Consider the following 21,140-nt stretch of genomic DNA (forward strand, 5'->3'; position numbering starts at 1 on the left):
GACACCATGAGAGTGGCCGCCCGAGGTGGTCCCTGTCAGCACTCGGAGCTGGCACCACAGTGCCGTGACACTCTGAGGCCAGCTTGGGTCAGTGGGCGCCAGGGTCGGGAAACCCGCTCTGACCGGCCAGGATGCCGGTCAGGGGTGGCTGGGCAACTCGTGCAGCCCGAGCGCGATCCGGGCATCCGCCTCGCAGTGCAGAAGGTGCCAGCCGCTCAGGACGCCGCCGCTGCTGGTCAGTTCGTGCCAGGCGTCGCGCAGCCCGTCCTCGGCGTCCAGCAGATTGCCGGCCGCCACGAAGACCACCGCGTCCAACTGCTGCGGCGTCACCCGGATCCGTGCGTGGCTCAGCCGGGCCGGTCCTCGGAGCCCACGCTCCAGACCGTCCCGCACGACCGGTGCCACCGGGGCGCCGGACGGTCGGCCGCCGGGTGTCTCCAGGTGGGCGCGAATCGCATACACACCTGCAAGCGTGCGGCACCGGCGGCGCACCGACCGGCAGTTTCCGGTGGCATGTCGACGCCTGGCAGCAACATGTCGCGGGTCCCCCGACCCGGTACCGGGGATTCCGCCACCGGGACCGCGTCGGATGCCCGTCCTTCACGGTTCGTCCATCGGACCCCCGCGATTGTCCGTAAGACTGTTCTATGTTCCTTCTCGTGACGGTACGCTGACCGCCTGTCAGGGACTGCGGAAGATCGACCGGTTCGATTCCGGTCACGGGGAGGGTGTGATGTGGTCCGCACTTCTGGTGACGGGGCGTTGACCGACTCCCAGCCGATGGGCCTCGACCCGTTCGGCGAAGCGGTGTACCGGACGATGCTGCTCCATCCCGAGCTGGACACCCAGGGCATCGCCAGCCGGCTGGAGGCGCGCGAGCCCGAGGTCAGGGCCGCGCTCGACCACCTGGCCGACCTGGCGCTCACCAGACCCACTGGTGCCGAGGACCGCTGGCGCGCCGTCAACCCGGAGCTCGGGCTGGCCACGCTGCTGGCCCGGCAGGAGGCCGAGGCGGCCCGCCGCCAGCAGGAGATCGAGCGCAGCCGGGCCGCGATGGCCGGCCTGATGGCCGAGTACGCGAGCGTCCGCGCCCCCAGCAGCCAGTCGGGGGTGGAGCTGATCGCCGACCTCGGCGAGGTCCGCGGCCGACTGGTCCAACTCGCCTCCGACGCAACGGCCGAGGTGCTCGCGCTGGCGCCCGGCGGCCCGCAGCCGCCGCAGGTGATGGAGGCCAGCCGGGCCCTCGACCAGGAGACCCTGGAGCGCGGCGTCCGGATGCGCACCATCTACCAGGACAGCGTCCGCAACGACCCCGCCACCGTGCAGTACGCCCGCTGGCTGCACGGTCTGGGGGGCGCCGTCCGGACCACGCCCACGCTGCCGCTGCGGATGATCCTGGTCGACAACGCCACCGCCATCGTCCCGATCGACCCGGAGGACCCGCGCAAGGGCGCGGTCCTGCTGCACAGCCCCGGCGTGATCGCCGCCCTGCGCGCCCTGTTCGAGCAACTCTGGGACCAGGCCCGCACCTTGGGCGAGACGGTGCAACGTGATCCGCACGGCCTCACCGCGCAGGAGCGGGAGCTGCTCAGGCTGCTGGCCGAGGGGCTCACCGACGAGCGGGCCGGCCAGCGGCTCGGCGTCTCGCTGCGGACCGTCCGCCGGATGATGGCCGACCTGATGGTCCGGGTGGACGCCCGCAGCCGCTTTCAGGCCGGCATCCAGGTCGCCGCCCTCGGCTGGCTCGGCGAGACCACCTCGCGCTGACGTCCGGCCACTTCCGGACACCCGCACCGAGGTTGGCGGATTCCGGATGTCGTACGGTGGGGCGACTGAGCACGGTGGGGCCCGGGCGCGCGGGGAGCGGCCGAGGGTCGAAGGGGGCGACGGGGATGTCGGACGAGGTGGGCGGCGGCCCGGAGCGCGGCGAACAGCGGGTCACTTGGGCGGAGTTGTTCTTCGACCTGGTGTGGGTCTTCGCCATCACCCAGATCGCGGTGGCACTCGCGCACGCGCACTCGCTAGGGGACGTGGCGCTCGCGATCATGCTCTTCCTGCCGCTCTGGATGGGCTGGGTCGGTGCGGCCCTGCTGGGCAACGCGACGGGCGAGAGCCTGGACGGGGTGCCCGGGCGGTTGTTGGTGTTCGCGCTCGCGGCCTGCAGGCTGGGGATGAGCGTGGCGGTCCCGGACGCACTGGCGGAGCGGGGCCTGCTGTTCGGCGTCTGCTACCTGCTGATGCGGCTGATCCTGTGGCAGCGGATGCGGCAGTGGCCGACCTTCGGCGGGCTGCGGATCGAGCCGTTCTCGGTCAGCCTGCTGGTCAGCGGGCCGCTGTTCCTGGCGGGTGCCCTGCTGGACGGCGGGCCGCGCCAGGTGCTGTGGGCGGCCGGTGCGGTGATCGAGGTGCTCGGCACGGCGCTGCTGGGCCGGCGGTTGGACCGGGCCAGGTTCGAGACCTCCCATCTGCCCGAGCGGTTCGGCCTGTTCGTCATCATGGCGCTCGGTGAGACGGTGATCGCCGCCGGCGGCCACCTCTCGGACGGGCACCTCGGCGCGGTCCCGCTGGCCACCCTGGGGGTGGCGTTCGTGCTGATCGTCCAGCTCTGGTGGACCTACTTCCACTACGGCGCCCCGGCGGCCCGGCACAGCCTGGACGTCGACCCGGTGCAGGCCAGGATCGTCCGGGACGTGTTCAGCTACGCCCACCTGGCGTACGCGGTGGCGATCATCCTGATGGCGGTCGGGTTGGAGGAGCTGCTCGCGCACCCGCTGCAACGGCCGCACGAGCTCCCGCAGTTCATGCTGGCCCCGGGCGCCGCGCTCTACCTGGCCGGGTTCTGCTACGCCCGCTGGCGGATGTTCGGCGCGCCGGCGGTGCCGCGTACGGCGGGCGTGCTGGCCTGCCTGGCCGTGGCGTCGGCCGCCTCGGCTGGGCCGCAACTGGTCACGGCAGTCCTGGTGGTGCTGGTGCTCGGCGCGGTCAACGGGGCGGAGGCGTTCATCGTGGAGACCGGCCGCCCGCTGCCGCTGCTCCGACTGCCGGGCCGCCGCCGGGTCACGGGGTAGCGCCCCCGGCGAGCAGCGCCTCGCCGAGCGGGGTGCGCAGGTAGAGCACGGTGCGGCCGGTCCGGTGGGAGACGGCCAGACCGGCCGCGCGGAGCGTGGTCAGGTGGTGCGAGACGGTCGGGGCCGGCATCCCGGTCCGGGCGGCGAGTTCGGTGGTGGAGGCGGGGGCGTCGAGCTCGGCGAGCAGTCCGGCCCGGGAGCGGCCGAGCAGGGCGGCCAGCGCGTCCGGGGCGCGGTCCCGGGGGCGCTCCCAGAGCGTGGCGACGCCGCGCGGCGGATAGACCAGGCCGGGCTGCCGGGGCGGGGTGCTCTGGGAGAACACGCCTGGCCAGACGAAGACGGTGGGCACCAGCACCAGACCCCGGCCGCCGTCCAGGGTGCGGGTGGCCTCGTAGCAGCGGTGCCTGACCCGCAGGGTGTCGTCGGACCAGCTGACCTGCGGGTGCAGTTCCGCGAACAGCTCGGCGGCACCGCCGTGGGCGATCGACCGGGCCCGGTACAGGATCTCCCCCTCGACCAGGCGGCGGATCCGGCTCCAGTGCGGTCGGAGGGCGACCTCCCAGTAGGTCGCGGCGGCCTGAACGGGGACGGGCCCGGTACGGAACCTCCGTACCGGGCCCGCCGAGCGGTCGTCAGACCAGGACCAGCTCCGGCTCGGGCGCCTCGGCCTCGACGGCCGGTCGCGGGGCCCGCCGGGGCAGGGCGAAGACCAGCGCGAAGACCAGCAGCAGCCCGCCGCTCACCCACCACAGCGCGTGCTGGAAGGCGTCCACGAAGACCGGGCCCATCGCCTGGACGGCCGGGTCGGCCGCGTCCACCACGGTGAAGAACGCCACCGAGGAGAGCCCCAGGCCCAGCGCGACGCCCAGCTGCTGGGTGGTGTTGATCAGTCCGGAGGCCGAGCCGGAGTGCTCGCGCGGCACCTCGGAGAGCACCAGGTCGGTCAGCGGAGCGACGATCAGGCCCATCCCGAGACCCATCACCACCAGCGGCAGCGCCATCTGCCAGGACTCGATCCCGGTGCCGTACCTGGCCGCCTCGGCCAGGTAGATCAGCGTCCCGGCAGCCATCACCAGCGCCCCGGCCTGCAGCACCCGGCGGCCGAACCTCGGCACCAGCACCTGCACCGACAGGCCCGCCGCCACCGACACCGCGAGCGAGAACGGCACCCCGGTCAGCCCGGCCCGCAGCGCGCTCCAGCCCAGCCCGAGCTGCAGGTAGAGGGTCCACACCATGAAGAAGATGCCCGAGGCGATCCCGAAGCTCAGCTGCACGCCGATGCCCGCCGCGAAGCTCTTCACCCGGAACAGCGCCAGCTCCACCAGCGGCGAACCGTCCCGCCGGGTCTTGGCCCTCTCGTACCCCACGAACAGCACCAGCACCGGCAGGCTCAGGCCCATCGAGACGAAGCCCCAGACCGGCCAGCCCGACTCCCGGCCCTGGGTCAGCGGGTAGAGCAGCATCAGCAGACCGGCCCCGGCCAGCAGCATCCCGAGCAGGTCCAGCTTCAGCGCCTGCGGGGCCCTGGACTCGCCGACGTACTTCGCGCCCAGCAGCAGCCCGGCGATCCCGATCGGCAGGTTGACCAGGAAGATCGGCCGCCAGGCCAGGCCGAACAGGTCCCACTCCGTCAGCAGTGCGCCCAGCAGCGGCCCGAGCACCGCCCCGAGCCCGACCATCGCACCGAACATCCCGAACACCTTGCCGCGCTCGTGCGCCGGGAAGGTGACATGGATGATCGACAGCACCTGAGGCACCATCAGCGAGGCGGTCGCCCCCTGCAGCACCCGGGAGCCGACCAGCATCTCCGGACTGCCGGCCAGCCCGCAGAGCGCGGAGGCCAGGGTGAAACCGGTGATCCCGATCAGGAACAGCCGCTTGCGGCCGTAGATGTCGCCGAGCCGCCCGCCGGTGATCAGGCCGATCGCGAACGCCAGCGCGTACCCGGCGGTGATCCACTGCAGCGTGCTGTACGTCGCGCCCAGGTCCTGCTGGATGCTCGGCATGGCGATGTTGACGATGGTGACGTCGACCAGGTCCATCAGACTGGCCGTCATCACCACGGCGAGCGCCAGCCAGCGGCGGCGGTCGGGGGCGTCCGTGACGGGGGACATGCGGGGTACTCCTTCGGCTGGGAACGGACCGAAGCTACCGGCCATCTAGGTCAGATCCTGGCCGCTTTGTGCGGCATGCTGAGGCGTATGACCGACACCCCGGCGAGGCTGCTCAGCCTGCTCTCGCTCCTCCAGACCCCGCGCGAGTGGCCCGGCAGCGAACTGGCCGACCGCCTGCGGGTCAGCCCGCGCACCATCCGCCGGGACATCGAGCGGCTGCGCGACCTCGGCTACCCGGTCGAGGCCAGCAAGGGCGCGATCGGCGGCTACCGGCTGGTGGCCGGTGCCGCGATGCCGCCGCTGCTGCTGGACGACGAGGAGGCCGTGGCCATCGCAGTCGGTTTGCGGGCCGCCGCCGGGCAGGCGGTCGAGGGGATCGAGGAGGCGTCGGTCCGGGCGCTGGCCAAGCTGGTCCAGGTGCTGCCCGCCCGGCTGCGCCACCGGGTCGGTGCGCTGAACGCGGCCACCGTCCCGCTGGTCGGCGGCGGCCCCCGGGTCGACCCCGAGGTGCTCACCTCGCTGGCCTCGGCCACCACCGGGCGGGAGAAGCTCCGCTTCCACTACCGGGCCGGCGACGGGGCCGAGACCAGGCGGCTGGTCGAACCGCACCGCCTGGTCGCGACCGGCCGCCGCTGGTACCTGGTGGCCTTCGACAACGAGCGGGACGACTGGCGGATCTTCCGGGTCGACCGGATCCGCGAACCACAGCCGACCGGCATCCGTACCCAGCCCCGCGAGCTCCCGGCCGAGGACGCCGGCGCCTACGTCGCCGCCCGGCTCACCAACCGCACCCGCAGCCACACCGCCGTGGCCACCCTGCACGCCCCGCTGCACCGCCTCCGGGACCGCCTCGGCTTCCCGGGGGACGAGCTCGAAGCCCTCGGCCCCGACCGCACCCGTCTCCGCACCCGGACCGACTCCCTGGAGTGGTTCGCCCTCCGCCTAGCCGGCCTCGGCTGCGACTTCGAAGTCCACGAACCGGCCGAACTCCGCACCCACCTCGCCGACTTGGCGGCTCGCGCCGCCCGCGCAGCGACCCGCTAGACAGGTGCCCGGGGCCGCACTTTTGGCAGGCGCTCAGCGGTCGACTACCCAGGGGTTCGGGGCTCTGCTGATGTGCGGCTCCGCCGCGTGGGCGAGGAGATCTGGCGTGCGGGTCACTGCGAAAGTGCCTGGCCACCTACGCAACGGTGACCTTTTCCGAGGTCGGCGTCGCAGTTCCCCGAGCCCCTGACTCTCCCGAAGCACCTGCCTAAAAGTCGGCGGTGCCCGCGCGGCGGAGCCGCACACCAGCAGAGCCCCTGGCGCCGTAGGCGGCTGAGGCGGTTGAGGCAGGTGGGTGCCCGGGTTACTTGCCGAGGGCGGCGACGCCGGCCTGGGCGAACTTCTCGTCGAGGTCGCCGCTCGGGGCGCCCGCGACGCCGATGCCCGCGATCGGTGCACCCTGCGAGGCGACCGGAGCGCCACCGCCGAGGAACAGCGTGCCGGGGATGTCCTTCAGGTTCGGGGTCTGGGCGAGCCGCTTGACCAGTTCGGAGGTGGGTGCGTTCCAGGAGACCGCCGTGAACGCCTTGCGCTCCGCCGACTCGTACGACTGCGGCCCGGCCCCGTCGCCGCGCAGGGTGACCAGGGTGTTCCCGTTCCGGTCCACCACCGCGACGGTGACCCGCTGGTTCTCCTTCTCGGCGGCGGCCAGGGCGGCCTGGGCGGCCTTGGTGGCGGCGGCGACGCTCAGGTGGGTGCTGGTGACCGTGTCGGACTTCCGTACGTCGGCGGCCGGCCTGGCCTGGTCGCTCTGCGGGGCCGCGGAGGCGGACAGTGCACCGAAGGTGCCCGCCCCGACCGCCGCCAGGGTCACCGCGCCGGTCAGGACCCGGGTCCGAACGCTCATCTTCTGCATGGGAGTTGCTCCTCGTCGGATCGCCTTCGGAAGCCTGCGGCTCCCGCTCTGCTTCGATCCTCACCCGGTCGCGACCCCGGACCCGTCGACGCGACAGCCGACCCGGGTGTCAACCGATCGGCTGATACGACACCACCCACCCGGCGAGGGTGCGCAGTCGCGCCACCGGAGTCGGATACTGCTAGAGGACCCCCGGGGCAAGCCGGGGATCCGCATCAGCAGGGAGGGACGCCATGCCCCAGAATCCCGAGAATCCCGAATTTCCCGAGGACTTCGACGACTTCGAGGAGGAGTCGGCGCCGGTCGCGCAGGAGGTGGTGGACGGTGAGCGGGCGGTCGTCGAGCACCCGGGCGACGACTACGAGCAGCTCCGGGAGCGGCGTTCGCTGGGCGCCGACGCGGCGGACGACGCGGACGCGGCCGAGCAGGTCCGGGTGGTGGAGCTGGACGAGGACGAATACCGCTGATCGGATAAAAGCTTAGAATCCGGGCATAACTGCCTGGCGTCCGGGCCGCCGCGCACACCGGCGGGGCGATCGGTCGCCGAACGGAGGTCGACGATGACCAAGCGATCCACGGGCAACATGACCAAGCTCCGCCGGGGCACCCAGGAGCTGCTGCAACGCCGTGGCATGGTGGCCGACCCGGGGCCGCAGCCGCCGATGACGGGCGGCCTCTGGTCGCTGGGCGGCGAGCCGGGCCCCCGGATGGGGGACGCGGCCTTCAGCCACGGCGGCCGTCGTTCGTTCGCCGTCCCGGCGATGCTCGGTGGCTCGGCCCACCACGCCGAGCTGCCCGGCCACCGGCACCGGGGCGCCGAGAAGCACTCCGCGCACTGAGACCGTCGGGGCGGGCGTCCGGCGATCCGGGTGCCCGCCCCGCCGCGTGTCCCGGTGCGGGAGAGTGGGGCGACACACGTCGTCGGCCGGAGGAGAGCACAGATGTCCGAGGAGAGCCACACCCTGCAGTCCCGTGACCAGTGGCTGGCTTCGCTGCCGCGGGTGTTCGCGGCGGCGGGGTGCCTGATCCGCGACCCAGCGGGCCGGGTGCTGATCGTGAAGGCGGGCTACCGCCCCGACTGGCAGTTCGTCGGCGGCACGGTGGACCGGGGCGAGGACGCCGCGCAGTGCGCGAGCCGGGAGCTGCTGGAGGAGACGGGTCTGGTGGGCCGGGCCGGGACGCTGCTCGCGGTGGCCTGGACCCACCCGACCGAGGACCTCGCCCACCCGGCCGTGCACTTCCTGTTCGACTTCGGCACCATTCCCGCCGACAGCCCGATCACCCTTCCGGCGGGCGAGCTGGACGACCACCGCTGGGTCACCCCCGAGGAGGCGTCCGTGCTGCTCGGCCCGACCCGCGCGCCCCGGCTGGCGGCCGGTCTGGCCGCCCTGGCGGACGGCCGGACCAGGATGGTCACCACCCCCGCCGGCGGTTTCTGACTCCTTGGGCCAGGGATCAGACCTTGCGCCAGACGTAGGCGGCGGAGACCGGGACGCCCCGGAACCGGGACCACTTGGGCTTCAGCGCGATCCACTCCTCGCCGACGGTGCCCTCCCGCATCTCGGCCAGCTGCCAACCCTCGGCCAGGGCGGCCGTCAGGTGGTCACTGACCAGGTGCAGGTGGGTGTCGATGGCGACGTCCTGGCCGGCGTCGGTGGTGAAGTGGGTGGGCATCCCGGCCGCCATGATGAACTGCGGGTGCAGGCCGACCAGCACGCACAGTCCACCGGGGGCGGCCAGCCGGTACGCCTCGCGGTAGAACGGGGTGAGGTCGGCCAGGTGCTCGTCCACCAGTGAGGAGACCACCAGGTCGTACCCGCCGCCCGGCAGCCCGGTGGCGGCCAGGTCGGCCTCCACCAGCAGGTCGTGGGCGCCCTTGGTGCCGGCCAGGGCGAGCATCTCGGGGGTGAGGTCGACCCCGTCCACCGCGCCGACGCCCTGGGCCCGGAGCCACACCCCGGTCCGCCCGGTCCCGCAGCCGAGGTCGGCGGCCCGTCCGGCCGCCGCCCAGTCCGGCACCGTCAGCCGTGCCAGCACCGCGAGGTCCATCAGGTCCTCGACGGTCCGCTCGTAGCTGCCGACCCACTGTCCGTATCCCGTCCGGACATCCACCGTCGGATAGCCACGGGAGTCGAAATCCGCGAATTGCGCCATGCCTCGCAGTGTTCACGCCGCGGCGGCCGGGCCGCCAGCCATTAACCGCTCAGCCGCCGGGGCCCCGGAACAGCCAGAGCTCGCGGCCGAGCGAGTCCACGCACCTGACCTGCCGGAAGCGGTCGTCCCCGGCGCTCAGGAAGCCCTCGGCGACGCCGGTCAGCACCTCCAGGGCCACCGGGTCGGACCGGCTCCAGGCGCCGGTCAGCAGCACCGCCTTGTCGACCAGCTCGGCCCGCTGGATCCGGGCCACGGCGGCGGTCAGCAGCGCGGCGTTGACCTCCTCCAGCTCGGCGGGGGAGAGGTAGGTCTCGGTGTACGAGCCCGGCCCGGTCGCGGCGGCGGCCGCCAGTCGGCGGCGGAGTTCGGGCAGCGCGTAGTGCCGGACGGCGGCCACCGAGTCCTCCACCGCGACCAGCCAGCGCGGCCCGGGCGAGAGCTCCCAGCAGATCTCGTCGTCCACCGGCATCAGCTCGCCGATCCGGGCGTGCCAGAGCTCGGCGCCGGTCGGGGCGTTCGGGTCCGGGTACTCGCCGGGGCCCGGCCGGTCCGCCTTGGCGGTCAGGCTGAGCGTGACGGTGTAGCGCACCGCGTACGTGTCCCGGTGCAGCGGCAGTACGCCGAGCAGGGCCCAGTGGTCCGGGGCGGCGAGGCCGAACGAACCGCGCTGGTCGGTCAGCCCCAGCGCCCGCAGGGCGGGCGCGAAGTGCTCGCGCATCCCCTCGGCGAAGAGCTCCTGAGCAGCGGTCATTGCGGCGTCCTCGGTGCTGGGTGGGGCGGAGGTGCGCCGGAGGGGCGTCCCGCTTCGTACACCATCCAAGTTATGTCCGGGGCAGAGCTATCCGCTGCGGGCGAAGGGCCGGGAAAAGGGGGCCTTTGGACCCGCCCGGGGATGCCGCATGATGTGGCGGGTGCACAGTCCCGAACCCCCGGCCCCCGACCTCGCCGAAGCCGTCCGTGCGGCGCAGTGCGGTGACGAGGACGCCTTCCGGCTGCTCTTCCGGACCGTCCAGCCCGGCCTGCTGCGCTATCTGCGGGTGCTGGTCGGCGGTGGCCCCGAGGACGCCGAGGACATCGCCTCCGAGGCGTGGCTGCAGATCGCCCGCGACCTGGGCGGCTTCCGGGGGGACGCGGACGGCTTCCGGGGCTGGGCGGCCACCATCGCCCGGAACCGGGCGATGGATCACCTGCGCCGGGTCCGCCGCCGTCCGGTCGCCGACCTGCCGGTCGAGTACCTGGCCGAGCTCGCGGCGGTCGAGGACACCGCAGGGAGCGCGGTGGCCCTGGTCTCCACCGCCGACGCGCTCGCCCTGATATCCCGGCTGCCGCCGGACCAGGCCGAGGCGGTGCTGCTCCGGGTGGTGCTCGGGCTGGACGCGGCCGGGGCGGCCCAGGTGCTCGGCAAGCGGGCGGGGTCGGTCCGGATGGCCTCGCACCGGGGCCTGCGACGGCTGGCCGAGCTGCTGGAGCAGAGCGGCGGCCGGGCGGCCGGCATCCCCGCGCAGCAGGCTCCCGGAACCACCGACGAAAAGAACTCGCCGCAGGGTGTGACAGCAGGACGGTCCGCGACGCTGAAGGACATGAGATGAGCACCAACCGATCCCGACGGATCGACCGGGCCACCGCCGAGCAGCTGCTCGCCGGGGCCCCGGCCGACCCGTCGGCCGGTCAGGACCGGCTCGCCGGCCGTACGGTCCCCACCGACCACGCGGCACTCGCCGGGCTGATCGCCTCCGCCGCTGCCCCCGAAGTCGGCGGCGGCGAACTGCCCGGCGAGCAGGCGGCCCTGACGGCGTTTCGGGCGGTGCGGGACCAGTCCACCGCAGCACCCCGGAGACGGACCACGATGGCAGCCAGCACAACCGCGCGGGCCAGGGCGTTCAGCGCCAAGGCCCTGCTGGTCGCGGGCGTGGCCACCGCGCTGGGCGGAGTCGCGGTCGCCGCCGGCGCCCACCTGCCGGGCGGTCGCGGCGGCGGCCAGGCGGTCCAGGCGCCGGTCAGTTCGCTCCCGAGCGCCATCGCGCCGTGGACCGAGGCCCCCACCGGGCAGCCGTTCAGCCTGCCGTCCGCCACTCCGCCGGCCGCCCGCTCCAGGTCGGCCGGCCCCTCGCCGAGCCGCAGCACGGCCGACCCGGTGGTGCCGAGCGGTGCGGTCAGCCCGCCCGGTACGCCCCCGGGCACGCCTGGCACCCCGGTCACGCCGGTCGCCCCGGCCGAGCTGGAGCGGCTCTGCCGGACGCTGGGCCAGCGGCTGCTGGCCGGCGACCGGGCCAAGGCCCTCGCCGGAGACCCGGCCTTCGCCCCGCTGATCGCGGCGGCGGGCAAGCCCGAGGACGTGCCCGAGTACTGCGCCCGCCTGCTCGGCGGCGCGCTCGCCACTAAGTCCCCGGGCGGCCGGGGCGGAAAGACCGACCCACCGGACGGCCACCCGACCCGTGAGGGTTCGGACGGAGCCGACCGGGGGTGACCCAGACTCCGGACGGACGGTGGGTGAAGTCCATCCCCCCGGATCCACCGTCCGTCCGGACCACGACCCGTACCGCCGACCCGTTCGGGGGCAGCCGCTATCGTGCTCAGAGCGCGAGGCGATCCGACGACCTCCGGCCGAGCGGGGGAAGGAGCTGGTGACGGTGATCGGACGTGCGCTGAACGGGCGTTACGAGCTCGGGGAGATACTCGGCGTCGGTGGCATGGCCACCGTCCACCGGGGCCACGACCACCAACTGGGCCGCCCCGTCGCGGTCAAGGTGCTGAACGGTGGCCTGGCGGACGACCCCCGGTTCGCCGAACGGTTCGGCCAGGAGGCGCAGCACGCCGCCCGGCTGCACCACCCGAGGATCGTCACCGTCTTCGACTCGGGCGTGGACCAGGGCTCCCCGTACATCGTGATGGAGCTGGTGCACGGCCGGCCGCTGAGCCAACTCATCGCCGAGACCACCTGGTTGCCGGTCGAGCGGGCGGTCGGGATCGCGGCCGCGGTCTGCGAGGCGCTCGAAGTCGCGCACGCCGCCGGGCTGGTGCACCGGGACATCAAGCCGGGCAACATCATGATCACCCACGACGGCGGGGTGAAGGTGGTGGACTTCGGCATCGCCAGGGCGAGTTCCTCCGGAGCCCAGCTGACCCAGACCGCCGCCGTCCTCGGCACGGCCGGCTACCTCTCGCCCGAACAGGCCACCGCGAGCCTGCTGGACGGCCGCTCCGACCTGTACGCCGTCGGCTGCGTACTGACCGAAATGCTCACCGGGGAGGCGCCCTTCACCGGCGACACCTCGGTCGCCATCGCCTACCGGCACGTCACCGAACAGCCCGCCCCGCCGTCCTACCGGCGGCCCGGACTGCCGCCCGCCCTGGACGCCGCGGTGCTCCGGCTGCTCGCCAAGAACCCGGCCGACCGCCCGGCCGGAGCCGCCGCGGCCCGGGCCGAACTGCTCGCCGCCGTACCGGTGTTCACCCCCGCCGACCGGACCGGCGAGCTGCTCGCCGCGACCCGGGCGATGCCTCCGGTGGCGCCGCCCTTCCAGGACCAGCAGCGCACCTCCTTCCTGCCGCCGGTGGCCTACCCCGGCACCCCCGAACCCGTCCGCAGCCGCCGCCCGCTGGCGTACGCCGGGGCGGGCCTGGTGGCCGTCGCCGGCGCCGCCGTGGTCGGGCTGCTCACCCTCGGCGGCCCCGAGGTCCCCGCCGCCAAGGCCGCCGCCACCCCGACCCCGAGCGTCACCGCCTCCCCCTCCCCGTCCGCGAGCCCGACCCCCTCCGCGAAGCCGACCCCCACCCCGACCGGCAAGCCCAGCGCCACCCCCAAGCTCGGCCCGGCCGCCGCCGTGGTCGCCCTGCGCGCCGCCGTCGCCCAGGCGGACACCGGCAAGGAACGCGAGCGCTACCGCGCCCTCCTCGACGAACTCGACCAGGCCGCCCAGGCCCTCACCGACCGCGACCAGGACGCCGCCCAGGACTCCCTGCGCAGCGCCCAGCGCCTGGTCCGCGACCTCGCCAAGAAGCACGCCATCGACACCCCCACCAGCCAGACCTGGCAAGCCAAACTCGGCCTCCTCCTCGCCGCCGTCGACTAACGGCTCCGCCGCCGGCCTTTCGGCACGAGGTGCACCAACAGGGGCTCGGGGCTCTGCTGGTGTGCGGCTCCGCCGCGCGGGCGCACGTGGTGCACCACCAGGGGCTCGGGGAACTGCGACGCCGGCCTCGGAAAAGGTCACCGTTGCGTGGGTGGTCAGGCACTTTCGCAGTGACCCGAGCGCCAGATCTCCTCGCAGTTCCCCGAGCCCCTGGGTAGTCGACCGTTGAGCGCCTGCCTACAGTGCAGCCCCGAGCCCCCGGCTAGCGCTTCCGTTCGGTGTTCCGTTCGACGAAGCGTCCCCGCATCCGCCGCGTGATCGACGTCGCCCCCGCCGTCAGGAACACCAGCGTGTAGAGGATCTGCAGCATCACCACCATCCGGGCCTCCTGCCCGGTCGGCGAGATGTCCCCGTAGCCCACCGTCGACATCGTGATGACCGTGAAGTAGAGCGCGTCGACCCGGGTCTGCAACCCGCTGAACTGCCCCGATGCCTTGGCGAGCCCGTAGTAGGTGGAGGCGAAGACCACCAGGGTGAGACAGCTCAGCAGCACGATCATCAGGGTCGGCCGCCCCGGCAGCCCGAGCAGCTCGCGCCGGACCTCCCTCAGCAGCAACCCGGCCAGCACCGCCAGCCCGGCCCCGAAGGCGACCCAGCCGACCGCCGGGTGCTCGGGTCCGAAGAAGTCCAACGGCGCGGTGAAGTACAGCGTCAGCAGCAGCACCGGCCCGGCGACCGAGCAGGCCAGACCCAGCCGGTCGGCCACCTTCTCGGACGGCTTCCGCACTCCGCGCCCCTCTCCCGATGGGTCCACGCCCCGGTCAGACGCCGGCGGCCGGCCGGTCGTCCAGTAGTTCGAGCACGGCCAGTGCCCCGAGCAGCCCGACCCCGAGCCAGAGCACCACCGCCCCGGTCGGGTAGCCCCAGAGCAGGAAGGCCAGTACGAAGCCGGCCAGCACCACGCCGACCAGCCAGCCCTTGAACCGGTGCACGAACCGGCCGACCGGCCCGAGCCGCAGCCCGGCCCGCCCGGCCACTCCCCGCACGGCGCCGAAGCCGGCCTCCCAGAAGCCGCGTACGGTGCCGGCCCAGCGCCCGCGCCCGCTCACCCAGGCACCGAACGCGACCAGCACGCCGAGCACCACCACCGCGCGCACCGTGTTCCGCAGGTAGTGCACCAGCGCGTCGTAGACGGCGGTGGCGGCGGCCTGGTTCACCCCGGCGGGCAGCCGGTCCTGGTAGAAGGCCCGGAAGACGGTCAGCCCGAGGCCGAGCAGCGCGGCCCCGGCGGCCACGCCCAGGGCTGCGGTCACCAGCGCCCGCCGCCGCCGTCCGGCGAGCAGCACCCCGGCCCCGGCGCAGAGCACGGTCAGCACCGGCAGCCAGAACCCGGCCAGGTCGAGCAGCCGGAACGCGGTCCTGGCCTTCGGGACGGCATCCGACTGCACCAGGACGAAGTCGGTGTGGATCTCCGGGATCTTCGCGGCGATGCCCAGGCCGTCGGCCACCAGCCGGGTCTTCACCTGGTCGATCAGCGGGGCCAGGTCGAGCGTGACGGTGTCGCCCCTGGCCTGCACGGCGCCGCCGCCCTCGCCGGTCAGGATCCGGTCGACGGCGGCGTGCGCGTTCCGGTTGACCGCCACCCAGACGGTGACGAAGGCGTCGCTCTCCACCACCTTCTGCACCTGGTTGTGGACGAAGCCGGTGAGCCCGTCGGTGATCGCACTGCTCACCCGGCCGAGTGCGGCGTTCAGCAACGGTCGCTGATCGGGGGTCACCTCGTCCAGCAGGGTGCCGACCGGCAGGTGCTTCATGATCTCGGTGGTCGCCCGGTCGGTGACGGCGGCGCGGACCGCCGGGTTCTCGGCCAGCGGGGTGACCGTGGCCAGGTACCGGTCGGTGTCGCCGACCTGCGAGTTGGTCCAGGCTGCGACGGCGCTGAGCGGGGTCAGCACGCAGGCGAGCAGGATCAGCAGGACGGCGCAGAAGGACCTGACCCGGTGCCGGTTCCGGGGCGGGGTGGCACCCTCCTCCAACAGGGCCAGCCGCTGGCGCAGTTCCTCCAGCTCGGTGGGCTGGTCGCTGTCGGCCATCCGGCACCTCCTGATCGGCGGGCAGTGCACACCAGGAGATAACACATCATTTCGGACGGCCAGTCAGACGCGCCGTCCGCCCGGGACGGGATCGGGACGGGAAACGGCTCGGGCCGCCGATCCGTCAGATGGACGGATCGGCGGCCCGGGAGGACCGACCGCTGGGGTCAGGCCTTGTCAGTCGTCTTGGTGGCCTCGGCCGCCGTGGTGACGGTGGTCGGGGTGACCGCCGGTCGGGGCTGCTCGGTGGCGGTGCTCTGCGCCGTACCGTCGGCCGGAACCGTGGTGCCCGCCGCCGGAGCGTCGTCCTCGCGCAGGGCCTTGGTCTCGGCCTTGAGAATGCGCATCGACTTGCCGAGCCCGCGCGCCATGTCGGGCAGCTTCTTCGATCCGAAAAGCAGGATGATGACAGCCAGCACCACAAGGAGGTGCCAGGGTTCGAAACCGTTGCGCAGCATCCCTGACCACCGGTTCCCTTCGGAAATCTAGCTGTTCATGGACCGCGCGAGCTTGCCCGGCCTCGGCCAGTATGCCTGGCGGATACGGCGAACGTATACATCGGCCGTGAAACATCGGTCAAAAACCAGGTGTTCACGTGGGCTTTTCCCGTGATGTGGTCTGGACCATTGATTCGGGCCCGCAGGCCGGTCGGTACACCCCGCGCCCACCCGGAACGAGCTTGGCCACGAGCCCCCCGAGGGGACTCGTGGCCAAGGGTGCGGTGCGGGGCCGGGCAGCCGGATCAGGCGGCCGGGACGTGTTGCGGGGCCGCGGTGAGCTGCTCCTCGGGGATCTCCTCGGCGCGGTTGGCCGGCAGGCTGCCGAGCAGGCGGTAGGCGACCGCCGAACCGGCCACCAGGCAGAGCACCCCGACCGCGGCGGCCAGGTGCAGGCCGTCGGTGAAGGCGACCCGGGCGGCACCGAGCAGCTGCTCGGCGAGGTCGGCGGGCAGCTCGGTGGCGACCGTCACGGCGCCGCCGAGGGTGTCCTGAGCGGCCGTCAGGGCCTCGGTCGGCAGGCCGGCCGGCAGGTGGCCGTCCAGCCGGGAGCTGTAGACCGCGGCACCGGCGGCGCCGAGCACCGCGATCCCGAGCGATCCGCCCAGCTCGCTGGCGGTCTCCGAGGTGGCCGAGGCGGCACCGGCCTGGTCCGCCGGGGCGGCCGAGACGACCAGTTCGGCGGTCTGCATCACGGTGCTGACGCTGCCGGCGGCCAGCACCCCGGCGCCGATCAGGATCAGCGCCAGCGGCGAGTCGACCTGGACCTGGGTCAGGATGCCGAAGCCGACCGCCCCGACCAGCATGCCGCCGGCCATCTGCACCGCGGGCCGGATCTTCCCGGCCAGCGCTCCGGAGATGCCGACCGCCGCACCGACCCCGACGCTGGGCAGCAGCGCCCAGAGCGAGGCGGTCAGCGGGCTGAAGCCGCGGACCAGCTGGAGGTACTGCGAGGTGAAGAGGGAGAAGCCCATCATCGCCAGCATCGCGATGGTGTTCACCGAGATGGCCCCGGTGAAGATCGGGTTGCGGAACAGCGCCAGGTCGATCAGCGGGTGGGCGGCGGTGCGCAGTCGCAGGACCAGCAGACCGACCAGCACCAGGCCGGCCACGATCGACAGCGCGGCCGTCAGGTCCCAGCCCTCGACCGCCAGCTGCTTGATGCCGTAGACGATCGGCAGGACCGCGGAGACCGAGAGCAGCGCGCCGAGCAGGTCGAAGCTGCCGCCCCGGGGGGCCTTGTACTCCGGCAGCAGCACGGGGGCACCGAGCAGCACCAGCAGCATCACCGGCACGGCGCACAGGAAGACCGCGCCCCAGTGGAAGTGCTCCAGCAGCAGACCGCCGGCCACCGGGCCGAGGGTGGCACCGGCCATCAGCACGCCGCTCCAGGCGCCCATCGCGGCCTGCCGCTGCTTCGGGTCGTGGAACATGTTCCGGATCAGCGCCATGGTCGAGGGCATCAGCGTCGCCCCGGTCAGCCCGAGCAGTGCCCGGGCCGCGATCAGCTGCCCCGCGCCGTCCGCGGTGGCGGCCAGCACCGACGCCGCGGCGAAGCCGGCCGCGCCGGCCATCAGCAGCTTCCGGCGGCCGATCCGGTCGCCCAGGGCCCCCATCGGGATCAGCAGCCCGGCGAGCACGAACGAGTACATGTCCATGATCCAGAGCTGCTGGGTGCCACTCGGCTGCAGCTCCTTGCTGATGAACGGCAGGCCGAAGAACAGGATGCCCATGTCCATCGAGAGGACGAGGGTCGGCAGGAGGAGGACGGCGAGTCCGGTCCATTCGCGGCGGCCGGCGAGGCCGTGGGTTGCGGTCATGAGTGCAACCATACGTATGTGTCAGACGATTGTCTAGTACGGATGTGCAAGACAATCGTCTGTTCGGACGCGTAGGCTCTCGACCATGGGAAATCGAGAGGATCTGCTGGCCGGCGCCAAGCGCTGCCTGTTCGAGAAGGGCTACAGCCGGACCACCGCCCGGGACGTGGCCGCCGCCGCGGGGGTGAGCCTGGCCGCCATCGGCTACCACTTCGGGTCGAAGGAGGCGCTGCTCAACACCGCGATGATCGAGGCCATCGGCGGCTGGGGCGACGTGGTCGAGAAGGCGGTCGCCGAGGCGGTGCCCGAGGGCGCGTCCCCGCGCGAGCGCTTCGTCGCCACCTGGGACTGCGTCCGGGCCACCCTGATCGAGTACCAGGGGCTCTGGGCGGCGCAGTTCGAGGCGCTGGCCCGGCTGGACGACATGCCCGAGATCCAGCAGGCGTTCCAGGCGGTCCAGCGGGACGCCCGGCTGGGGATGTCCGCGATGTTCTCCGAGCTGGCCGAGGTCCCCGACACCGAGGACGAGGTGGTGTTCGGGGCCTTCCACCAGGCCCTGCTGGCCGGCCTGGTGAGCCAGTGGCTGGTCGACCCGGCCCAGTCGCTGACCGGCGCCGAGGTACTGCGCGGGCTGGAGCTGACCAGCAGCCGGGTGCTGGCCTGAGCCTCCGCTACCCGGTGACGGTGGTCAGCAGCACCACGGCGTCGGTGTGCGCGAGCAACCCGTGCCGCTCCTGCGGGACCGGGTGTAGCTGACCGGCCGTCAGCTCCACCCGGCGCCCCGCGATGGTCAGCGCCACCCGGCCGCTCAGCACCTGGAGCCCGGCCGCGGCCGGGGCGTTGTGCTCGTCCAGCGTGGTGCCGGCGGTCAGCGCGATCACGGTCTGCCGCAGCACGCCGTCGTGCAGCAGCAGGTGCGCGCTGCGTCCGTGCGGCGAGGCGGCCGCCTTGGCGGCGTGCTCCTCGGCCACGGCGGCCAGATCGATTCCCGTACCCATGCCGCGACCCTAGCCGCCCCGGAGGTGGGCGGCCCGGCGGCGGAACCCGAACGGGGGCGGCCGGGATGCGCGGCGGCGCGGTCCGGCCGATGGTGGGTCACATGGCGATGTATCAGAAGTTCATGGGTGGGTTCGAGGTCAACCGACGACTGCTGGGCGCGGGGGTGGTGCTCACCGGGGCGGGCGCGCTGATCGGTCTGGCGGGCACCGCGCTGGTCGGGGCGGCCCTGCTGTCGGCCGGCCGAGGCTGGGTCCAGAAGCTGGAGACCGCGCCCACCGAACTCGCGCACCGCACCCTCAACCAGGCCCGGGCCGCCTCGCTGGCCGGCCTCGAAGCCTGGCGCGCCGAACACCCGGGCATGACCAGCCACAACTGACCCCGCCCTTCGGGCAGTGGTGCACCACCAGGGGCTCGGGGCGGTGCTGTCGGCAGGTGCTCAGCCCGCTACGGAGTCAGGGGCTCGGGGAACTGCGACGCCGACCTTTGCAAGGTGATCGTTGCGTAGGTGGTCAGGCACTTTCGCAGTGACCCGAACGCCAGATCTCCTCGCAGTTCCCCGAGCCCCTGACCGTAGCCGCCGAGCGCCTGCCCAGAGCGCAGCCCCGAGCCCCTGGACCGTAGATGTTCGAGCGCTTGCCGAAGGTGTAGCCCCGAGCTCCTGCCTAGCGCGGGGCCAGAAGTTCCTCCCGGAGCTGCCGCTTGACGACCTTGCCGGTCGCGTTGCGCGGCAGCTCCGTCGTCCTGAGCACCAGCTGGGTGGGCACCTTGAACGCCGCCAGCCGCCCGCCGACGTGGCTGCGCAGCTCCGCCGCCCCGACCGTCGCCCCGGCCCGCAGCACCACCACGGCCGCCACCTCCTCGCCCAGGGTCGGGTGCGGAACCCCGAGCACGGCCGCGTCCGCGACCTCCGGATGGTCCGTCAGGACGCCCTCCACCTCGATGCAGTGCACGTTCTCGCCGCCCCGGATCACCAGGTCCTTGAGCCGGTCGAGCACGTACACCTCGCCGTCCAGCACCCGGGCCAGGTCGCCGGTGCGGAACCAGCCGTCGGTGAAGGCGGCCGCGGTCGCCTCCGGGTTGTTGCGGTAGCCGCGGAAGACCGACTGGCCGCGCAGCAGGAGTTCGCCGGCCTCGCCGTCGGGCAGGGTGCGGCCCGCCGGGTCGGCGATCCGGAGCTCCAGGGCGGGGGAGGGGCGGCCGATGCTGTCGGGGTGGGCCAGGTAGCGGGTGCCGAGGTTGGCCAGTACGCCGCCGCAGGTCTCGGTCAGGCCGTAGCCGTTGCGGGCCTCGACCCGGCCGTCGAAGCGGCGGGCGATCCGGCCGGCCAGGCCGGGCGGGGCGGCTGCGCCACCGGTGTTCATCATGGTGAGCCCGGGCAGCCGGTCCCCGGCGGCGTCGGCCGAGTCCAGCAGCCCGAGCGCCGTGGTCGGTACGCCCGCGTACGTGGTGACGCCGTGTTCGGCGATCAGCCGCCGGGCCTCCTCGGCGTCCCAGCGCGGCATCAGGACGGCGGTGCCGCCACTGGCCATCAGCGGGAACATCGTGGTGAAGGCCGCGACGTGGAAGAACGGGAAGGTCATCAGGACGGTCTGCGGCCGGACCGCCGCCAGGTCGCCGCCCGCGCAGAGCACCGAGGTGGCCGCGAAGAACCGGGGGGCGGTGGCGGCCGCGCACCAGGCCGCGTGGGTGGCCTCGACGCCCTTGGGGCGGCCGGTGGTGCCGGAGGTGTAGAGCAGGGTGGCCAGGTCGTCCGGCTCGATCCGGACCTGGGGGGCGACGCCGTCCCGGGGCAGGCCGGTCAGGTCGGTCAGCACCGGGACGCCGTGCGCGGTGGCCCAGGTGGTCAGCCGCTCGGCCCGTTCCGGGTCGGCGATCACCAGCGCCGGGGCGCAGTCGTCCAGCGCGTACGACAGCTCCTCCGCCGTCCACCAGGCGTTCAGCGGCACCGCCACCAGACCGGCCGCCTGGCAGGCCCAGAACGCGACCTGCCACTCCGGCAGGTTGCGCATCGCGATCGCCACCCGGTCGCCGGGGCGCAGCCCGTACGCCCCCACGCAGTGGGTGGCCAACGAGGCGGCGGCGCCGTGGTGTTCGGCGAAGGTGTAGCGCCCGGAGCCGGCGATCAGGAACGGGCGGGCGCCGTGCGCGAGGGTGCCGTCCAGCAGGTCGCGCAGGGTGCGCGGGGCCCGCAGGTAGCGCGGCCCTTCGGGGGTGGACTCCACCTCGAAGGGCATCCCGGGGGCGCGCAGCGCGGCCTGTACCCGGGTCACCAGGGCGTGGGAGTCGGCGGGTCGAGGTGGCATCGGGTCCCCTGCTGGCCGGCGCGGACGGAGGTGGGCAGCGGGCCGATGGGGGAACGGCCCGCTGCCGGAGCCCGGCGGGGTGGGGGACGTGGGGGTCGGCCCGCCGGGCTGGTGGGACG

23 protein-coding genes are annotated in these 21,140 nt (G+C 73.5%); 11 read left to right on the top strand and 12 right to left on the bottom strand.

Going from position 1 to position 21,140, the window contains the following annotated elements:
* Positions 1-138 precede the first annotated feature (138 nt).
* Positions 139-462: a hypothetical protein gene (locus ACIRPK_RS15030; RefSeq protein ID WP_403038058.1), complete on the bottom strand. Its 324-nt coding sequence runs from the start codon at positions 460-462 to the stop codon at positions 139-141.
* 300 nt (positions 463-762) lie between these two features.
* On the opposite strand from ACIRPK_RS15030, the gene ACIRPK_RS15035 reads away from it, so the two are divergent.
* Both ACIRPK_RS15035 and ACIRPK_RS15040 read left to right on the top strand, forming a co-directional pair.
* Positions 763-1,767: a LuxR C-terminal-related transcriptional regulator gene (locus ACIRPK_RS15035; RefSeq protein ID WP_403038061.1), complete on the top strand. Its 1,005-nt coding sequence runs from the start codon at positions 763-765 to the stop codon at positions 1,765-1,767.
* A gap of 125 nt (positions 1,768-1,892) precedes the next feature.
* Positions 1,893-3,068: a low temperature requirement protein A gene (locus ACIRPK_RS15040; RefSeq protein WP_403038064.1), complete on the top strand. Its 1,176-nt coding sequence runs from the start codon at positions 1,893-1,895 to the stop codon at positions 3,066-3,068.
* On the opposite strand, the gene ACIRPK_RS15045 is transcribed toward ACIRPK_RS15040, so the two are convergent.
* Both ACIRPK_RS15045 and ACIRPK_RS15050 read right to left on the bottom strand, forming a co-directional pair.
* Positions 3,058-3,597 carry a helix-turn-helix domain-containing protein gene (locus tag ACIRPK_RS15045; RefSeq protein WP_403038291.1) on the bottom strand — a complete coding sequence of 180 codons (540 nt, stop codon included), beginning with the start codon at positions 3,595-3,597 and terminating at the stop codon, positions 3,058-3,060. The two genes, ACIRPK_RS15040 and ACIRPK_RS15045, sit on opposite strands and share 11 nt — an antisense overlap.
* A gap of 103 nt (positions 3,598-3,700) precedes the next feature.
* Positions 3,701-5,182: an MFS transporter gene (locus ACIRPK_RS15050; RefSeq protein ID WP_403038067.1), complete on the bottom strand. Its 1,482-nt coding sequence runs from the start codon at positions 5,180-5,182 to the stop codon at positions 3,701-3,703.
* A gap of 87 nt (positions 5,183-5,269) precedes the next feature.
* Here ACIRPK_RS15050 and ACIRPK_RS15055 point away from each other — a divergent pair, with 87 nt between their 5' ends.
* A complete protein-coding gene (locus ACIRPK_RS15055; RefSeq protein WP_403038070.1) occupies positions 5,270-6,226 on the top strand; it encodes a helix-turn-helix transcriptional regulator in 957 nt (318 codons plus the stop codon).
* A gap of 304 nt (positions 6,227-6,530) precedes the next feature.
* Here the strand turns inward: ACIRPK_RS15055 and ACIRPK_RS15060 are convergent, their stop codons facing one another.
* Complete coding sequence (locus tag ACIRPK_RS15060) at positions 6,531-7,082, bottom strand: heme-binding protein (protein ID WP_403038073.1); 552 nt, start codon at positions 7,080-7,082, stop codon at positions 6,531-6,533.
* Between the two features lie 233 nt (positions 7,083-7,315).
* On the opposite strand from ACIRPK_RS15060, the gene ACIRPK_RS15065 reads away from it, so the two are divergent.
* From ACIRPK_RS15065 to ACIRPK_RS15075, 3 genes are all read left to right on the top strand, one after another.
* Positions 7,316-7,549 carry a hypothetical protein gene (locus ACIRPK_RS15065; RefSeq protein ID WP_403038076.1) on the top strand — a complete coding sequence of 78 codons (234 nt, stop codon included), beginning with the start codon at positions 7,316-7,318 and terminating at the stop codon, positions 7,547-7,549.
* Between the two features lie 93 nt (positions 7,550-7,642).
* Positions 7,643-7,921, top strand: a complete 279-nt coding sequence (locus ACIRPK_RS15070) for a hypothetical protein (protein WP_403038079.1) — start codon at positions 7,643-7,645, stop codon at positions 7,919-7,921.
* A 102-nt stretch (positions 7,922-8,023) separates the two neighbouring features.
* On the top strand, positions 8,024-8,521 hold the full coding sequence (locus ACIRPK_RS15075; protein WP_403038082.1) for an NUDIX domain-containing protein: 498 nt from the start codon (positions 8,024-8,026) through the stop codon (positions 8,519-8,521).
* 16 nt (positions 8,522-8,537) lie between these two features.
* Here the strand turns inward: ACIRPK_RS15075 and ACIRPK_RS15080 are convergent, their stop codons facing one another.
* Positions 8,538-9,236, bottom strand: coding sequence for a class I SAM-dependent DNA methyltransferase (locus tag ACIRPK_RS15080; RefSeq protein ID WP_403038084.1), 699 nt, complete (start codon positions 9,234-9,236; stop codon positions 8,538-8,540).
* 49 nt (positions 9,237-9,285) lie between these two features.
* Positions 9,286-9,987 carry a hypothetical protein gene (locus ACIRPK_RS15085; protein WP_403038086.1) on the bottom strand — a complete coding sequence of 234 codons (702 nt, stop codon included), beginning with the start codon at positions 9,985-9,987 and terminating at the stop codon, positions 9,286-9,288.
* A 160-nt stretch (positions 9,988-10,147) separates the two neighbouring features.
* On the opposite strand from ACIRPK_RS15085, the gene ACIRPK_RS15090 reads away from it, so the two are divergent.
* The 3 genes from ACIRPK_RS15090 (at position 10,148) to ACIRPK_RS15100 (ending at position 13,309) form a co-directional block, all read left to right on the top strand.
* On the top strand, positions 10,148-10,825 hold the full coding sequence (locus ACIRPK_RS15090; protein ID WP_403038089.1) for an RNA polymerase sigma factor: 678 nt from the start codon (positions 10,148-10,150) through the stop codon (positions 10,823-10,825).
* Entirely contained in the window at positions 10,822-11,703 is an 882-nt protein-coding gene (locus tag ACIRPK_RS15095) for a hypothetical protein (RefSeq protein ID WP_403038091.1), read from the top strand. The genes ACIRPK_RS15090 and ACIRPK_RS15095 overlap by 4 nt, the downstream gene beginning before the upstream one ends.
* 163 nt (positions 11,704-11,866) lie before the next feature.
* Positions 11,867-13,309, top strand: a complete 1,443-nt coding sequence (locus ACIRPK_RS15100; protein WP_403038094.1) for a protein kinase — start codon at positions 11,867-11,869, stop codon at positions 13,307-13,309.
* Positions 13,310-13,571: 262 nt separating this feature from the next.
* On the opposite strand, the gene ACIRPK_RS15105 is transcribed toward ACIRPK_RS15100, so the two are convergent.
* The 4 genes from ACIRPK_RS15105 to ACIRPK_RS15120 all read right to left on the bottom strand — a co-directional run bounded on the left by ACIRPK_RS15105 (position 13,572) and on the right by ACIRPK_RS15120 (position 17,719).
* Positions 13,572-14,096 carry a potassium channel family protein gene (locus tag ACIRPK_RS15105; protein ID WP_403038097.1) on the bottom strand — a complete coding sequence of 175 codons (525 nt, stop codon included), beginning with the start codon at positions 14,094-14,096 and terminating at the stop codon, positions 13,572-13,574.
* 34 nt (positions 14,097-14,130) lie between these two features.
* Entirely contained in the window at positions 14,131-15,402 is a 1,272-nt protein-coding gene (locus tag ACIRPK_RS15110; RefSeq protein ID WP_403038100.1) for a hypothetical protein, read from the bottom strand.
* Between the two features lie 167 nt (positions 15,403-15,569).
* On the bottom strand, positions 15,570-15,860 hold the full coding sequence (gene tatA / locus ACIRPK_RS15115) for a Sec-independent protein translocase subunit TatA (RefSeq protein ID WP_403038103.1): 291 nt from the start codon (positions 15,858-15,860) through the stop codon (positions 15,570-15,572).
* A gap of 284 nt (positions 15,861-16,144) precedes the next feature.
* Complete coding sequence (locus ACIRPK_RS15120) at positions 16,145-17,719, bottom strand: MFS transporter (RefSeq protein ID WP_403038106.1); 1,575 nt, start codon at positions 17,717-17,719, stop codon at positions 16,145-16,147.
* Positions 17,720-17,804: 85 nt separating this feature from the next.
* Between ACIRPK_RS15120 and ACIRPK_RS15125 the strand changes: the two genes are divergently transcribed.
* A complete protein-coding gene (locus ACIRPK_RS15125; protein WP_403038108.1) occupies positions 17,805-18,383 on the top strand; it encodes a TetR/AcrR family transcriptional regulator in 579 nt (192 codons plus the stop codon).
* A 7-nt stretch (positions 18,384-18,390) separates the two neighbouring features.
* Here ACIRPK_RS15125 and ACIRPK_RS15130 read toward each other — a convergent pair whose 3' ends face one another.
* Entirely contained in the window at positions 18,391-18,717 is a 327-nt protein-coding gene (locus ACIRPK_RS15130) for a cupin (RefSeq protein WP_403038110.1), read from the bottom strand.
* Between the two features lie 101 nt (positions 18,718-18,818).
* On the opposite strand from ACIRPK_RS15130, the gene ACIRPK_RS15135 reads away from it, so the two are divergent.
* On the top strand, positions 18,819-19,094 hold the full coding sequence (locus ACIRPK_RS15135; RefSeq protein ID WP_403038113.1) for a hypothetical protein: 276 nt from the start codon (positions 18,819-18,821) through the stop codon (positions 19,092-19,094).
* A 286-nt stretch (positions 19,095-19,380) separates the two neighbouring features.
* On the opposite strand, the gene ACIRPK_RS15140 is transcribed toward ACIRPK_RS15135, so the two are convergent.
* Positions 19,381-21,021, bottom strand: coding sequence for a class I adenylate-forming enzyme family protein (locus tag ACIRPK_RS15140; protein WP_403038116.1), 1,641 nt, complete (start codon positions 21,019-21,021; stop codon positions 19,381-19,383).
* Positions 21,022-21,140 lie beyond the last annotated feature (119 nt).

The organism is Kitasatospora sp. NPDC101801 (genome assembly GCF_044766665.1).
Classification (GTDB): Bacteria; Actinomycetota; Actinomycetes; order Streptomycetales; family Streptomycetaceae; genus Kitasatospora.

Coding starts and splice junctions, on each gene's coding strand:
- ACIRPK_RS15040 (WP_403038064.1), top strand. CDS start 1,893: ATGTCGGACGAGGTGGGCGGCGGCCCGGAGCGCGGCGAACAGCGGGTC.
- ACIRPK_RS15050 (WP_403038067.1), bottom strand. CDS start 5,182: ATGTCCCCCGTCACGGACGCCCCCGACCGCCGCCGCTGGCTGGCGCTC.
- ACIRPK_RS15055 (WP_403038070.1), top strand. CDS start 5,270: ATGACCGACACCCCGGCGAGGCTGCTCAGCCTGCTCTCGCTCCTCCAG.
- ACIRPK_RS15060 (WP_403038073.1), bottom strand. CDS start 7,082: ATGCAGAAGATGAGCGTTCGGACCCGGGTCCTGACCGGCGCGGTGACC.
- ACIRPK_RS15065 (WP_403038076.1), top strand. CDS start 7,316: ATGCCCCAGAATCCCGAGAATCCCGAATTTCCCGAGGACTTCGACGAC.
- ACIRPK_RS15070 (WP_403038079.1), top strand. CDS start 7,643: ATGACCAAGCGATCCACGGGCAACATGACCAAGCTCCGCCGGGGCACC.
- ACIRPK_RS15075 (WP_403038082.1), top strand. CDS start 8,024: ATGTCCGAGGAGAGCCACACCCTGCAGTCCCGTGACCAGTGGCTGGCT.
- ACIRPK_RS15080 (WP_403038084.1), bottom strand. CDS start 9,236: ATGGCGCAATTCGCGGATTTCGACTCCCGTGGCTATCCGACGGTGGAT.
- ACIRPK_RS15085 (WP_403038086.1), bottom strand. CDS start 9,987: ATGACCGCTGCTCAGGAGCTCTTCGCCGAGGGGATGCGCGAGCACTTC.
- ACIRPK_RS15095 (WP_403038091.1), top strand. CDS start 10,822: ATGAGCACCAACCGATCCCGACGGATCGACCGGGCCACCGCCGAGCAG.
- ACIRPK_RS15110 (WP_403038100.1), bottom strand. CDS start 15,402: ATGGCCGACAGCGACCAGCCCACCGAGCTGGAGGAACTGCGCCAGCGG.
- tatA (WP_403038103.1), bottom strand. CDS start 15,860: ATGCTGCGCAACGGTTTCGAACCCTGGCACCTCCTTGTGGTGCTGGCT.
- ACIRPK_RS15120 (WP_403038106.1), bottom strand. CDS start 17,719: ATGACCGCAACCCACGGCCTCGCCGGCCGCCGCGAATGGACCGGACTC.
- ACIRPK_RS15125 (WP_403038108.1), top strand. CDS start 17,805: ATGGGAAATCGAGAGGATCTGCTGGCCGGCGCCAAGCGCTGCCTGTTC.
- ACIRPK_RS15130 (WP_403038110.1), bottom strand. CDS start 18,717: ATGGGTACGGGAATCGATCTGGCCGCCGTGGCCGAGGAGCACGCCGCC.
- ACIRPK_RS15135 (WP_403038113.1), top strand. CDS start 18,819: ATGGCGATGTATCAGAAGTTCATGGGTGGGTTCGAGGTCAACCGACGA.
- ACIRPK_RS15140 (WP_403038116.1), bottom strand. CDS start 21,021: ATGCCACCTCGACCCGCCGACTCCCACGCCCTGGTGACCCGGGTACAG.